Origin of the sequence: Agriterribacter humi, from assembly GCF_009192765.1 — a bacterium.
GTDB lineage: Bacteria > Bacteroidota > Bacteroidia > Chitinophagales > Chitinophagaceae > Agriterribacter > Agriterribacter humi.
Genome location: NZ_VOHQ01000012.1, coordinates 143,149 through 157,936, shown reverse-complemented (window position 1 = coordinate 157,936; position 14,788 = coordinate 143,149). Strand labels below are relative to the sequence as shown.

8 protein-coding genes are annotated in these 14,788 nt (G+C 39.2%); 2 read left to right on the top strand and 6 right to left on the bottom strand.

Features of this window, described 5'->3' with window-relative positions:
• Positions 1–335 precede the first annotated feature (335 nt).
• Positions 336–938 (top strand): hypothetical protein, encoded by a 603-nt coding sequence (locus FRX45_RS18445; protein WP_152269941.1) that lies wholly within the window; start codon positions 336–338, stop codon positions 936–938.
• A gap of 93 nt (positions 939–1,031) precedes the next feature.
• Here the strand turns inward: FRX45_RS18445 and cas2 are convergent, their stop codons facing one another.
• The 4 genes from cas2 to cas9 all read right to left on the bottom strand — a co-directional run bounded on the left by cas2 (position 1,032) and on the right by cas9 (position 8,315).
• Entirely contained in the window at positions 1,032–1,367 is a 336-nt protein-coding gene (gene cas2 / locus FRX45_RS18440; RefSeq protein WP_152269940.1) for a CRISPR-associated endonuclease Cas2, read from the bottom strand.
• A 90-nt stretch (positions 1,368–1,457) separates the two neighbouring features.
• A complete protein-coding gene (cas1, locus tag FRX45_RS18435) occupies positions 1,458–2,354 on the bottom strand; it encodes a type II CRISPR-associated endonuclease Cas1 (protein ID WP_152269939.1) in 897 nt (298 codons plus the stop codon).
• A 290-nt stretch (positions 2,355–2,644) separates the two neighbouring features.
• The gene (locus tag FRX45_RS18430; protein WP_152269938.1) at positions 2,645–4,567 is read right to left on the bottom strand and encodes a hypothetical protein; all 1,923 of its coding nucleotides are present in this window, start codon (positions 4,565–4,567) and stop codon (positions 2,645–2,647) included.
• Positions 4,506–8,315 carry a type II CRISPR RNA-guided endonuclease Cas9 gene (cas9, locus tag FRX45_RS18425; protein ID WP_152269937.1) on the bottom strand — a complete coding sequence of 1,270 codons (3,810 nt, stop codon included), beginning with the start codon at positions 8,313–8,315 and terminating at the stop codon, positions 4,506–4,508. The genes FRX45_RS18430 and cas9 overlap by 62 nt, the downstream gene beginning before the upstream one ends.
• Positions 8,316–8,623: 308 nt before the next feature.
• Here cas9 and FRX45_RS18420 point away from each other — a divergent pair, with 308 nt between their 5' ends.
• Positions 8,624–10,702: a CehA/McbA family metallohydrolase domain-containing protein gene (locus tag FRX45_RS18420; RefSeq protein ID WP_152269936.1), complete on the top strand. Its 2,079-nt coding sequence runs from the start codon at positions 8,624–8,626 to the stop codon at positions 10,700–10,702.
• Between the two features lie 64 nt (positions 10,703–10,766).
• Here FRX45_RS18420 and FRX45_RS18415 read toward each other — a convergent pair whose 3' ends face one another.
• Together FRX45_RS18415 and FRX45_RS18410 are read right to left on the bottom strand one after the other, a co-directional pair.
• Entirely contained in the window at positions 10,767–11,540 is a 774-nt protein-coding gene (locus FRX45_RS18415) for a response regulator transcription factor (RefSeq protein WP_152269935.1), read from the bottom strand.
• 5 nt (positions 11,541–11,545) lie between these two features.
• Positions 11,546–14,713 carry a ligand-binding sensor domain-containing protein gene (locus FRX45_RS18410; RefSeq protein WP_193311769.1) on the bottom strand — a complete coding sequence of 1,056 codons (3,168 nt, stop codon included), beginning with the start codon at positions 14,711–14,713 and terminating at the stop codon, positions 11,546–11,548.
• Positions 14,714–14,788: the final 75 nt, after the last annotated feature.

Sequence of the window (14,788 nt, the reverse complement as noted above, 5' to 3'; positions counted from 1 at the left end):
TGTAGCTTAGCTCTTATACAACACTGTCCACCAAAAATAACAATACCATGTATGTTGTGATTTGCTTTCAAATTATTATGTAGCTTAGCTCTTATACAACACCGACCGGGGGCGCCTGTAATCATCAAATGTTGTGATTTGCTTTCAAATTATTATGTAGCTTAGCTCTTATACAACACGAATTGCCTAAGCGATTGATTTTAATGTATTTGGACTAAGTTTTACAATGAAAAAATGGGGCTCCGGCTCCATTTTTTTATTCCTGTTCTGCTAAAAGCGGTCCGGGACTTTGCGGGTTTCGGGTAATTTTCGCAGACCATTTTGTATTTTGCTGTATGCCTGATTACCACCTGCCGCTACTACCCGGCGAAAAATACCATGTGCTCAGCAGAGCTGTCGGAAATGAAAAGTTGTTCCGGAACGGGGGTAATTATGCATTTTTTCTCGCCCGTTATATCAAACATATTTCACCGGTTGCGGACACGTATTGCTATTGCCTGCTTCCCAATCATTTTCATTGTATCGTTAAAATAAAGGAGGAAGCGCAATTGGAGCGTCACTTTCATGAAGTAAAATACAATAAACAATTTTCGCCCGAATTGCTTCCTGAATTTGTGATGGAAAGATTCTCTAATCTGCTCAACAGCTATGCCAAAGCTTATAATAAAATGTATAACCGGAAGGGCGCTCTGTTTATTGATTATTTACGGCGAAAACAGATTGAAAGTGATGAGCAGTTTCGGGCTACCGTATATTATATTCATAACAACCCCGTTCATCATGGCTATTGCATCGATTTGAGTAAATGGAAATGGTCTTCCTATTCTGTTATGCGCTCAAATGAGCCAGCCTGGTTATTGCGACCTGAGGTGCTGGACTGGTTTGGGGGAATAAAAGGGTTTGAAGATTATCATAGCGGCCCTGGCTTAGACCTATAAGATTTGCCGCGCGGCTTTCCTGGGCTGCAAATCTTATAGGTCTTGCCCTGCTGCTCCCAGACCTGCAAATCTTATAGGTCTGCCGCCCTGCCCTTAAAATAGCTCCAGTTGCTGCGCTATGGCAGGGGCTTCCGTTAATTCCTTACCCCGGAATATTTCCATCATGCCAAACTGCTTGTCGGTAATGCTCATGATGCCTACATGTCCTTTGGCGGGGAGAAAGCTTTTCACCCTTTTAATATGCACATCGGCGTTTTCCCTGCTGGCGCAGTGCCGCATGTATATGCTGAACTGGAACATATTGAAGCCATCCGCCATAATATCCTTGCGAAATTTCGCATGCAGCTTTTTATCCTTTTTGGTTTCGGTGGGAAGATCAAAGAATACAAGTACCCACATGATGCGATAGGCGTTTAAGCGGTTGAACATATAAGCGTAATTGAAGGTTCCGGATGCCGGCCTGGGCTCAGATCTATAAGGTCTCCGGCGCAGTGCGGCTTCCCGGCAGACCTGATAGATCTAGCTCAGCTCCGGGTATAATATCTTCCTGCTCTTTCCTTCAAAGCATTTGGCCAAACTTGCGGTTGTACGCTGTACTGCATTCATCAGCGGGCTCTTTTGGCCGTCTGCCTGCACATCCATAGCCGGAATTTCCAGCAAGGCTTTTTTCATATTGGGTGTCATCTCCAAAAACTTTCCATTGCCTCTTATAATCTGGCACACCACTTTATCAACAAAAGGCCGGTAAGGTTCCATAATATCATCCGCCAGGCAGTATGCATTGTATTGATTGCGGTGATGAATGCCCAGCGTAGGCAATAAACCGCTGGAAGTTAAACTTCTTGCTACCAGCGCTCTCAGTATGGCATAACCGTAGTTGAGCAGGTTATTGGGTGGCGGACCGTAGCGCTCCCGCCTGAACTGCAGAAAATCGGGGAAGATCCTTTTCCAGTAATAAGCCGCTGCCCTTGCTTCATGATTTTCACTGTCTCCGCTTTTTACATCTTTGGCATAGGTGAGCAATAGTTTGTATTCTTCCCTTTCGTGCTGCAGCAGGGCCGCCTGGTTCTCTATTTTGCACATTACGGTTTGCTGCCACAATTGTTTTTTCAGGGGAACCGATGCTTCTACCTGGGCCTTGAATTTCTGGCTTTGAAGACTGTTGCCATCTAAATTAAACAGCATGCCGCTGGGGTGGTGCGTATCATCGCAACTGATGACCGCGGTATTGTTGGCGAGTAATTTGGACAGCAGGGCCTGCGTGATCGTGATCTGCTGGTTGTCTAATATCAGTAGCCCGATATCCTCTATGGGCGTTGATTTGGTTTCGCCGGTACCATGCATTTCAACAACAAGCTGTTCGTTATTGGTTTTAAGATAAGCGGGGTTGCCGAAATAAAGGGTTCGCTTTATCATGGATAAAGGGTTTCCATGATGAACGCATAATGGTTTTATTTAGTATGTGCAAGATTGGCATAAAAACGATAGTTGTTGTTTTTTACAAACACATCTCCCTTTGCTCATTAATACTGCTTTCACTCTTCTGCCGTAATTTAATGACTATAATATTATTGCCCTGCCCAGTTGTCAAAACAAAAGCTAAACATACTTTCGCTTCGCTAAAAAAAACGAAATGAAGAATAACAATTTCGTCTCCTTACAATTTTTTATTTCTCATCTTCTTCGATCCTGAGCTAGCGATAAAGCTAACTATCAGTATGTGTTTCAATTTTATCTGTCTTTGGTGAACAAAGACATAGTTCTTCAGCTCTTTCTCTATTCCAACACCCATTCGGGAACTCCCAGTAAGGAACAATTTCCTTACCTAACTTGTCTGTGAATACTTTAATTATTTTTTGAATATCATCTTTAGTTTTTCTTTCAAACGGTTCTTGTATTGGTTCAGCTTCTTTAATTTTACCTTTTTTATCTGTTTTTGAATTAAATGTAATTTTATCTGCTAAATTTTTTATTGCCTTTTCCAGATTTTCACTTTCATCGAAATGCTCTTTAAGTAATTTTTTATCTCTTTTTATCTCAGCTTCTTTTTCTTTAATAGTTGTCTTATGAAATTTCAAATCATTTTTGCTTAAATTCTTTTTCCAAATAGAATGGTTATTGCTGAGATTTTCTACTCTTTCTTTTTCAATATTATAGTTTTCTTCTTCATCTTTTAGTTTTTTACTCATTAAATCTAATTCATTGCTTAATCCTGTCGCATTCATCGTATCTTTCAATTCAATGGGGGAAGCAATTGTATGTTTTACAAAACGGATAACACCAGTACTATCAAAATCTAAAACACGATACAATTTATTTGAAAGGGAGGAAATGTTATTCCAATCTATTACATCGTCTGTCTTATCCGGCAGTGCAACCAAATCATTTTTGCTAAGTGTGAATAATAACTTATGACTTGGCGGAATTATTTTATTAGGAATTCTTATTTCTGCCTGAATGAAATCTGATGTTAGTTTTTGATAATCTAATGCTTCTTTAAATTCGATGAAATTAACTTTTCGTTCATTACCCTCTTTTTCTTGAGTAATAATGGCTCTGAATTTACTTTCCAAAACAACAAAGGTCTTGGGACGAATTTCAACCAAGACCTCCTTTTCTTCTGTATTGTCTGTATTTTTCTTTGATTGATTAACTCCTGCAGTATTTCTTACAGTAGCTTTCTTAATTTCAATCTTTTTTTCACCTATTATTATTGGATATTTAATCAATACATTTTCAGGAGTAAATTCATGCTCATATCCGGTGATAAATTGCTTTACTTGTTCTGTCCGGGCATGGTTTATTACTTTTTTACCCTTTTTGTTTTTAACATATTCAATATGCTCAATCATTGACTTATTAAATTCAAATAAAGGGAGCCACCTTCTTTCTTCATCATTGATTACAAAACCATCCTTCATTCTAATGTCATATAAAGCATTGTAGTAAATGGGAGTTTCGAGATATTGCTTCTTCTTCTTCTCCAATTCTTTTTTTCTTTCGTCATTAGGCTTGCTATTTAATTCTTTACTAAGGATGTCAACCAATTCGTTTTTGTAAATTATATACCTTTGTATCCTTTTGTCAATAACCTTATCTACATTGACTTTATTGATGCTTTCGGTGCCCCGCTTAATAGGTATAGAGTCAAAAGTTGTTGCTGCCTCAAAATAGGTCGATTTGTTGTTATTTATTTCATCAAGAAGTTTTGATTTTAATTCATCCGTTTCAATTAGTGATGCGAATTTTTCAAATAATAAAGTCAGCTGTTTTTGAAACTTTTCTTTAAATACAATATCAATAATTATTTCATCAAAACGTTTTTTGGAATTTCGCTTTTCAGAAAATATTCTTTCAATTATTTCAGCAATCGGGACAAGTGTTGAATTATACAATTTACGCTTACCGATTAAGGTTTCCTTGTGCAATCCTTGCCTGATAGAAATTGATGTGTAATTGTATTTATCAAGTTGTTTGTTTCTACTTGGGCTTGTAAGCACATTTGAATTTTTGTGAGCTACAATTATTTTACTCAAAGCGTCTTTTACCTGTGGAATAAATTCATCTTCATTTCCATGGTGTAAAGTATTTTTTTCTTGGTTTACCGGTTTCGTCTTTAACGTATTCATAAAGCAGACTTTGAAGAGCTTTGTATTTCTTTTTTTGAGCTATTTCTTTTTCATCTTCATGCTCAAGTTCGGTTAATTCAAATTGAGCGTTTAGTGTATTCAGTAGTTGTATATGCTGCTGTTTGGTACAGGCTATAATAATTGCATCCAAAGCGTGATGTCTATGATCAAGCCGTTTTGAAAAACTTGGAAATTCTTTTCTGATTTCGGCCTTCTGTGTTTCTTTATTCCAAACTGTATTATCAAAAATTGTATTAGCTTCTAAAGGCGTTGAACCACTTCCAAAATTTACTTGAAACTTCTCATAACGTTCTCTTATCAGTTCTTTCATCACTTTATCATTCAAATGCCAGGCATTACGCAACATATCAGTAATTTGTCCTGTTGTAGTCCAAACTTTGTCCATACCAATAGCTTCCCCGATTTTTTCTCTTATTTTTTTATTGATGTATTGAGTATCTTTTAACTCCCGGTTAATTGGATCTTCAGGAATACTTCGTCTTAACAGATTTTTGGCTTTTCTGCCTTTGAACATTTCTTTTACTTTTTCTTCCCATTGTTTTGCGGGGATTAATCTTACAGGTTGTTCTCTGTTAGGAATTTGGATACTATCATTATCATCCCTTTTACTTATAATAAATTCATAGGCTGTTCTATTGCCATTTTCTGCTTTAGCGCTATTTACTTCCGTCCATGTCAGTACTTTGTTAGAAAATGAATTGTCAGGATAGCGTTTTCTGGGTATAATATGTTCTATCTGTACTCTCAACTGCTTTGAAAAAACATCAGAAAAAGGAATAGGTTCATCTGTGTATGGGCATCTGAATTCTTGCTGCAACCATAAACGGTATTTTAAAATATCGGCTTTAGTAGGCTCAGTAATTACTTTTTTCCTTTTTTCTTCATGTTCTTTTCCTTTTCGGTTAGCAACTACTTCTTCAATTATTTTTATCTTATCAATATTGCCATTGCTTAAAGAAACATCTACCTTTTCCGATTCCTCTTCATTGAACATTTCACGCAACATTTTTTTAGCCCAATCATTACGTTCGTTATTCTTTTTCATTGCATCCCAAATCGCCTCTCTGTCATCTATTGAATTTTTTAATTCACGGCTTAATTCAATTCTTACTTCGTCAAATCCTCCATAAGTCAGATAAATTAATTGAACCAGCTTTAAGGTTTCGTTGACTATTTTTTCTACTATCGGATTATTCATTTTTCCGAACGGAACAGGCTGTAGGTTTTTTATTCTGTTCGCAATTTCTTCGGATGGTATATTAGTAATACCAGCTTTAGAGTGGTTTCCATAAACTACGGCTGCTGCTTCCCAATAATTCAAACCTTTAAATTCCTCTTCCGACATTTTTGAAGAAAGCTTTATCCTTGCACTTTTATCAGTAATAAATTCTTTTAAGGAATAAAGTTTCAAATCATCATTGGTTTCATTTTGTTCCTGCTGATTAAGCTCAATTAAACTCTTTATTTTTTTATCAGCCTTTTCAGTCATAGGATATTGTTCTGCATATTTTCCAACTGCCATTAATGGCAATAGATTGCGAATAGCTTTTGCCGAAAGTTGCCCCATTCCAGCATCGTCAAATTTAATTTTAGCAAGAGATAAGCATTGAGGAGCAGAAATGATATCAGCACTGAAATGGTTACGAATTCTATTTTTAATCATTTCAATATTTGCGCTATCATTGCCCGCTTTATATCCCGTAAGATCATAAATACATTCCCAAAGTAATTGCAGGTTTGAAACAGTATATTCTCTGGTTTTGTAATTTAACGATGAGATTGTTTTTCCATCTTTGTTTGTTCTATCTGGCTTATGCCTGTCTTTACCTTTTTTCGCTGTTTCTAAATACCAACTTTTATCATTAATATTTAAAACATCATCAATTTGTTTCTTTGTTTTATTGCCTTTTAATAGGTTGTCTTGTTCCTCCCCTTTTTTTGATATTTTAATGTAGTTAATAGAATAATATTCCGTTTCAGTTGGTTTCTTTTTTTCTCCCTCCTTTTTTAATTTTACTTCAATGTTAAATATTTCATTTACAAACGTTCTCCATGATTGCTCTTTTCTGTCTTGCAATCGTTCATAAAGAAGCTCTTTAATTTCAATAGGGGTTTTACCTAAAAGCTTTGAGCAAACCTCTGAATTTTCAAACAAATCAATTTGCTTTTCATCCTTCGGATGAAACCATATCCTGACATTATTTATTTGTTGCCATATTTTATATTCCTGATGTAAAGGATGGCTGCGGGGAATAACGGTTCTTCCTTTATAATGGATTTTACCGTCCCTATGTGGAATTATTTTACCATCCTCATCCTTTTTAATATCCGGTATCTTTTCAAATCTGCATTCTCCTTTGTTTTTGGCTTGTTGCCAGGGACGCTGGTAATAAATTATTTTATCCCTGATTAATGCTTTAAGTTGTAATTCAGGGTTGCCAATTTTTCGCAACTCTTTTTTTACCGATTCATCTTTTGTAAATGAAGCATCTATACATTTATTAACTAACTCCTTTGTGAAATTTGCTTTATGTTTTTCAAACTGAATTTTCCAGATAGTTTCAAATTCATCTTCATACCAATTTCTGTTTACCACATTATGGCGAATGCGTTTTAAACGATTTTCTTCAGGAATAGTTTTAATATATTCCTGATTAAAAAAGTTATTATAAAAATAGGAACCGACCGTACCTCTTTTACTTTGGATATACTTTTCTATACTATCGTTGATTAGCCACTTACGGTATGCCCAAGCCTCCTTTTTTAGATTTTGCCACGTAATATAAATTATACTTTTATCATTTTCATCCTCTACTTTTTTATAGGTGGCAACCTCGCCTTTTTTAAATTTTGAGTAAAAGGAACTTTCACCAACTTTCACAACATCTATCCCAATATCTCCATTTTCAAATTTTATTTGATATTGAATTTTATCAAGCTTTTTATTGAGCTTGTCCTTATATATTTTTTTTATGTCAACAACATCATCTACTACAAGCGAGGTATAAAAACCATCATCAGTCTGTTCATCGTCTTCATTGCTGCTGTATCTATCGCTACTATATCCCCTCCATTGATTTAAGTGCAACAAAATTCTACCCCAATCTCTTCTATCTTCTAAAGGATCAATCGCAGCATTGTTTCGTAGTTTATATAAGTCTTCGCCTATTCCGGTAATAATGCCCTCCTCGTTTTTTCTTTTCTTCTTCTTTTTACCGATTTCATCAACTTCATACTCTCTTTTTTTAGTGTACCATTTTCCGTTATTGCCATCTATATCTTTTGCTTCTATCGCTTTCCACATCTCCTTCCCATTTTTATTTTTCACTTTTCTATAAGAAGCGTCAGGCAGCATTCCCAATATTTCCAGTACGGCGCAAAGCTTATCTCTTCTCAATTTATAACGGCTTTTCAGTTTTCTACCAGCACGTATTCTTCGCCTTTGAGCAGTTGGAGTTTCATTAGTTTTTTCATTCAATTTTTTCCCTTCATTGAAACGGCTTAACATTTTACCCTCTTGTGAGATAATTCTTACACCCACTGCGGGCAAGCCATTTTTGCCTATGTGAATTCCAGTTCTATCATTATTTGTGTCAGTTCTTGTTTCAGGCAAATCATCCTCAAAATACTCATTGTATTTTACGGGTTTTTCTGTTTTTGCTTCAACTATTGCCCAGCCGATTGAGGTGGTTCCAATATCTATCCCTAAAATTTTTTTATTTATCATGTCTATTTTTATTTATATTTGGCTTATTAATTTGAAGCAAATCACAATAAGATTTTATCGTTGTGAAAACATTTAAAGCGGTTCCGACTTAGGTTGGGATCGCTTTTTTATGCCCTTACTTCCTAAAATCTTCCTTCTATCTATTGCTAAATTATTATGTAGAGTGGAACAATGGGTTTAGGTTATCGTTGGGGTACTATACCAATAGCAGCAATCACAGCCTTTAAGGTACATTTTTTTTGAATTCAATAATAAAAAAAATTGCCCTGCCCTCTTTATCTTACAGGAAATTAAACCATCGATTGATCATGCGGTACGCATTCATTATTGTTTTACTAATGGGCTTTTCGGTTCTGCATGCCCAGATGCCGGTTAACCTGAAAGGTTTTAGCGATAAAAATGGGGCGCAGGTGCAGGTTGCCCAAAACACGTTTTCTGTTTCATGGCCCTCTGGTAAAAAGCAACGTGCACAGGTAGTATTGAGTGTAAACAGGAATGAACCCCTGTTTAAAAGCATTAACGTACTGGAGGGCGCCACGGTAAAAAATATTGTGGAAGATGTTGATCCCGTGTTTTTGCTTACGGTTGGCAAACGCGACCTGGTATCGCAAAACGGATGGAATATTTTTTTCGACAAAGTGCATCTCAAGCCTTACCAGTTACATCTTGCAGAGATCAATAAAAAATCGGCATCGGTAAGCAGTTCCGGATCAAGAACGATCATTACCATACATGAAATTACAACACCCGGCTTTAGCGGAACCATTGAAATTACCCTGTATAATGGCAGCCCGTTGATGAACATAGCGGCTGTTGTATCCACCAGTAAAGATTCTACCGCTATTGTATATGATGCCGGACTGATAAGCAAAGAGATGAAATGGAACAGCATTTCATGGGCCGATGTGAACGATGAAATGCAGGCTGTTCAACCACAATTTACCGACAGCAGTAAAAATGAGATGGTAAAATATCGTACCATCATTGGTAACACAAAAACAGGCGGCATCGCTGTTTTTCCGGCGCCTCACCAATATTTCTATCCGCTCGATGAAGCATTTAACCTGCGCTTTACATGGCATGGCAACCATTACCGTAAAATCACAGATGGCTATGGCCTGGGTATACGGCAGGAATTAACGGGTGATAACCGCTTTGTACCCTGGTTTAATGCACCTCCCGGAACAGAACAGCGATTAAACTTTTTTTGTTTACTGGGTACAACTGGTCCGGAGGCATTACTGAATGATGTGAAAAAATTTACGAACGGTGATCGGTATGTTTCACTTCCGGGATATAAAACAATGGCAAGCCATTTTCACAATGAGTTTGTGATGAATGTGGTACTGGCTGGCAAGCCGGTGCCCGATACACCCAGTTTTATCAATGTATTTAAACAAACAGGAATTGATATTGTTCATCTTGCTGAGTTTCATTACACTGCGCATCCTAAGGGTCCTGATGAACAACGTTTGAAAGAATTGCATGCTTTGTTTGAACAATGCAGAAGACTTTCAACTGAGAATTTTTTATTATTACCCGGGGAGGAGCCCAATGAATTTTTTGGCGGGCATTGGCTGCAACTTTTTCCAAAGCCTGTTTACTGGATCATGTCGCGCAGCGACAGTGTTCCTTATAAGACGGTACACCCGGTGTATGGAGCGGTTTACCGCGTTGCCAATGCAACAGAAATGTTGGATTTATTAAAGGAAGAAAAAGGGCTGGCATGGACAGCGCACCCGAGAACCAAAGGCTCGGTAGATTATCCTGATAAATATAAGACATCAGCATTCTTTAAATCGGATCGTTTTTTGGGTGCAGCCTGGAAAGCGATGCCTGCTGATCTTTCGCAGCCCCGGCTGGGAAAAAGAGTGTTAGACCTGATGGATGATATGAACAACTGGGGCGTTCAAAAGAAAGTGCTGGCAGAAGCTGATGTATTTACAATTGAGCCGGAGAACGAAATGTATGCGCATTTGAATGTAAACTATTTGCAGTTAAACAACTTGCCTACTTACAACAAAGGCTGGCAAAGCATTCTGGATGTTTTACAAAAAGGGCGTTTTTTTTCAACCACCGGCGAAGTATTGATCCCATCATTTACGGTGAACAAAAAGCAGGCTGGCGATACGGCTGAGCTTGCGGAAAACGGGAAAGCAGCTATTGCTTTTAACCTGCAGTGGACCTTCCCCTTAAACTTTGTGGAGATCATATCGGGTGACGGAAACCAGGTATACAGGCATAAGATGAACCTGGATGCTACGCTTCCTTTTGATAAACAAAAATTCAGGGTTTCATTAAATTTGCCGGGTAGAAAATGGGTGCGCATAGAAGCCTGGGATGCAGCCGCTAACGGTGCGTTTACACAAACGGTTTGGTTGAGGTAAAATGAGCTAAGTCCGAACCAAAACCTGCCATGTTCGCTGTGCTGCAGATTCTGCCAGGCAGATATTACAAGTTCTCCTCCTTCTTCACCCTCGCATATTCTGTTGGCGTCATACCAAACTGTTTCAAAAAGCTTCTGCCGAAATTGTTCTGCGATTGAAAACCTGTCATAGCGGCTATTTCAAATATTTTATATTGGCCTTCGGCTAATAGTCCGGCGGCTTTTTTAAGACGGGTAATATTGATGAGCTCATGCGGCGTTAAGTGGGAGATGCCTTTTATTTTACGGTACAAAGTGGGCCGGCTCATATTCATAATGCGCGACAGGTGCTCTACATCCAATTCCGTATTATCCATATTCCGGTAAATGGCTTCATGGAGCGTTTCCAAAAAATGTTCATCCGATTTAGAATGCGCCATGCTTTTAATATGCACCAGCGGCGAACTGGCAAAATATTCCCTGAGCTTGCTGCGGTTGTTAAGCAAATTGGCGATCTGCACCTGCAGGTGCGCCGGCGAAAAAGGTTTCTCAATATAGGCATCGGCGCCAATCTCCAGACCTTCAATTTTTGATTGGAGGGTGTTCTTTGCCGTTAGCAATATAACGGGTATATGGCTGTAATCGAAATCAGTTTTAATTGTGCGGCACAATTCAAAGCCGTCCATTCCGGGCATCATTACATCGCTTACAATGAGTTGTATGGATTCCTGCAGCAGCAGTGCAAGCGCATCTTCACTATTGGTAGCGGTGAACAGGGTATATTTTTCCTGCAGTTCATCTGTCAGAAACTCAAGAATATCTTCATTGTCGTCTATTAATAAAACAGCAGGTGTCATCATCAACTTTATTTTGATTCATTATCCGCACTTTCCATTACAGCTTTGGAAGATAAGGGTAAACTCAACACGAAAATATTATAGCCGGGCGTATTCGTTTGTTTAAGATAGAGTGTGCCCTTGTGCAGTGCAGCCAGCGATCGCGAGAGTGCAAGGCCTATGCCGGTACCTTTCTGCTTTTCCGTTCCTTTGAGCCGATAAAAAGGTTCGAATATCTTTTCTCTTTTATTTTCAGGTATTACATACCCGTCGCTTATGATCTCCGTTGTAAAATGGCCCTGTGGACCGGCTTCCATTTTAATTTTTACCTCCTGTTGCGCATACTTTACCGCGTTACTGAAAAGGTTGCAGTATATTTTATTCAAAGCATCATCATCCACCCGGGCATACAAATCGCTTTCGGGGAGGGAAAGGGAATAGGCAAGATTCTTTTGTTCCGCCAGTGATTTGAAATTAGAAAAAGTTTCCCTGAGCAATGCCGAAACATTCATTTTTGATAAATTGAGCCTGAATCCTTTCGCTTCCGTTTGCCGGAAGTCGAGCAACTGGCTGGTGAGGTCAATGAGCCGGTTGGTATTCCTTTCCATTGTAGACAGGTGCTTTTGTATTTCAGGCCGGTTATGGGCCTGGTTGATTATTTTTTCCAGTGGGCCTTTTATGAGGGTGAGCGGCGTTTTTATTTCGTGCGCTACATTGGTAAAGAAATCAATTTTTGCTTCATACAATTCTTTTTCTTTTTCGTGGTGCAGGTATTCAATCTTCCTCCTGTTCTTTTCCTCAATATGATTGTGGTATCGTCTTACCAAATAAAATGCAAGCGCCATTGCGGCCAGGGTATACAATGCATAGGCCCAGGAGCTTGCCCACCAGGGTGGAAGGATTTGTATGGTTAACTGTGCGGGTTGCCGGCTCCACCCGCCGTTGCTGCCTGCTGCCTTAACATTAAAAACATAGGTGCCCGGCAACAGGTTGGTAAAATAAACTTTGCGGTTGGTTTTTATGGGTGTCCACTCCTTATCCGCGCCGTGCATGATATAGGCGTAGGCGGTCATTTCTGGGGCGGTATAGCTTAAAGCCGCAAAGTCAATGCTAAAGGAAGACTGATCATAAGGCAGCGTTATTTTCCGGGTGAGGAGAACAGACTTTGTAAGTGGTGAATCTTCGTCCTTAACCTGCACTTCTTTGTTGTTTACCTGTAGCCCTGTAATATAAACGGGAGCGACAAAATTGCTTGCTGAGAAGGTATCGGGGTTAAAACTGATCATTCCTTTTACGCTCCCGAAATACATTTTCCCTTCTTTGTTTTTATATCCCGAATTATAGTTGAACTGGTCATTTAATAATCCATTGGCCCTGGTATACACAAGCATTTTTCCTGTGGTAAGGTTAAGGCATACCAGCCCGCGGGAAGTAGCTATCCAAAGGTTTTTCCTGCCATCTTCCAGAATTTTAAAAATATAGTCGCTGGGCATGCCATTTTTGCTGGTATAACGGGTAAAGGTTTTGTTTTCTTTGTTGAGCTTGCATAGTCCGCCTCCTTCCGTAGCTACCCACAGGTTGCCATTGCTGTCCTCAAAGCTACTGTTCACCATATCGCTGCCCAGGCTTTCCCGGTGTTGCGGATTGTAACGGAAATTGCCCCGTCTGCCCGTTTTTTCATTATAAAAATATAAGCCGTCTCCAATAGTGCTTACCCATACCGTGCCATCGCGATCCTCCATAATATGGTATATAAAATGATCGCCCGGAACCTGTTCCACTTTTATAAAGCTCTGCGATATGGAATCATAGCGGGTAAGGCTAATCGAAGTACCAGTAAGCAGTTCACCGCTTCGTGTTTTATATAAAGAAAGTGGAAAATTGCTGCGCAGTCCGGGAGTAGCGGAGTTGTAATGCTGTATTACTTTACCGGTTCTGATGTCCATCACATCCAGCCCGTGCTCAAACGTTCCGATCCACAACTGGTTGCCTGTTGCCAACAGTCCGTGAATATTGGGATAGGAAATGCTGCCGGGTTTTCCTGTTGGCATATACTGTGTGATATGGCCCGTTTTGGGATTGAGCTTGTTCAAACCCCTGTCTTCAGTGCCGATCCAGAGGTTCCCGTACCGGTCCTGGCATATTTCTCTTACTGCATTACCACTGATGCTTTGCGGGCTGTTATCGGGAAAATACTTTTGAAAAGCGAGGTATTGTTTCGGAAAATAATTGACGCCTCCAAAATAAGTGCCCGCCCAGATACCGCCTTCCTTATCCCTACAAAGCGAATAAATAGCGTTATCTGACAGGGAATAAGGATCGTTGTATTGTTTGTGGAGGTTAGCAATGGTACCTTTCTCCGTATCATAAATAAAAATGCCTGATTCGCTGGCTATCCAGTATTCATTGTTTGTGATATGAACGAAGTCGCGCACAAATATGTTTGTTTTGTCGGGATTATAAGTAAGAACATCGGTATATGAACCATCTTTGGTATCAAAGATTTTGAGACCCTGCCCCGTAGTTCCTAAAAGTATTTTTCCGTTGCCGGCATAAAACATTTTCTCTATCCATTTGGTAGGCGTATGGGGTGAATGGCTGAATACGTCATATGACGCGTAGATCCCTGTTTCAGGATCATATTTTTTTAAGGTACCGAAGGTGGTAAACCATACTATGCCGGCATCGGTAACCCAAATGGAGGTTATCCATTCATCCCGGAGTTCGGCAATCTGGGCAACGTTGCAGGTAACGGGGTTATACTGGTAAAGTTTTGCGCCCATTAAGAACCAGATATTACCCTTGTTGTCTGTTTGTATTTCATTCACATCGGAAAGCTCAAGTGTGGGTACCCGCCTGAAATTTTCTTTTTCTGCATTGTATGCGTAAAGCCCTTTCCCTGTTCCAACCCACATATGGCCGGCATCGTCCTCCCGTAAACTGTATATAAAATTGTTGCCAATGCTGCCGGTATCCTGGTCGTCTTTCCTGAATATTTTAAAGCTGGTGCCGTCAAACCGGTTCAGCCCGTCTTTTGTGCCAAACCACATAAAGCCCCTGCTGTCCTGCAGGGTACAAAAAACGGTGTTGTGAGAAAGCCCGTTCTCCACCTGGTAATGCCTGAAGTAATAACCCTGCGCATAACCGAAGCAGTAAGCAAATGCAATCGTTACCAGTAGTAATACTTTCTTTTTCACAGTAGTAATGGTTGTAAACGAAGGTATAATTATTTGAGATTTGATACAATTTGAAGAAACATTGAGACGCCTGAG

What these genes read in the sequence shown, in the direction of transcription:
- FRX45_RS18445 (WP_152269941.1), top strand. Translation starts at nt 336, where the DNA reads ATGCCTGATTACCACCTGCCGCTACTACCCGGCGAAAAATACCATGTG.
- cas2 (WP_152269940.1), bottom strand. Translation starts at nt 1,367, where the DNA reads ATGTTCAACCGCTTAAACGCCTATCGCATCATGTGGGTACTTGTATTC.
- cas1 (WP_152269939.1), bottom strand. Translation starts at nt 2,354, where the DNA reads ATGATAAAGCGAACCCTTTATTTCGGCAACCCCGCTTATCTTAAAACC.
- FRX45_RS18430 (WP_152269938.1), bottom strand. Translation starts at nt 4,567, where the DNA reads ATGAATACGTTAAAGACGAAACCGGTAAACCAAGAAAAAAATACTTTA.
- cas9 (WP_152269937.1), bottom strand. Translation starts at nt 8,315, where the DNA reads ATGATAAATAAAAAAATTTTAGGGATAGATATTGGAACCACCTCAATC.
- FRX45_RS18420 (WP_152269936.1), top strand. Translation starts at nt 8,624, where the DNA reads ATGCGGTACGCATTCATTATTGTTTTACTAATGGGCTTTTCGGTTCTG.
- FRX45_RS18415 (WP_152269935.1), bottom strand. Translation starts at nt 11,540, where the DNA reads ATGATGACACCTGCTGTTTTATTAATAGACGACAATGAAGATATTCTT.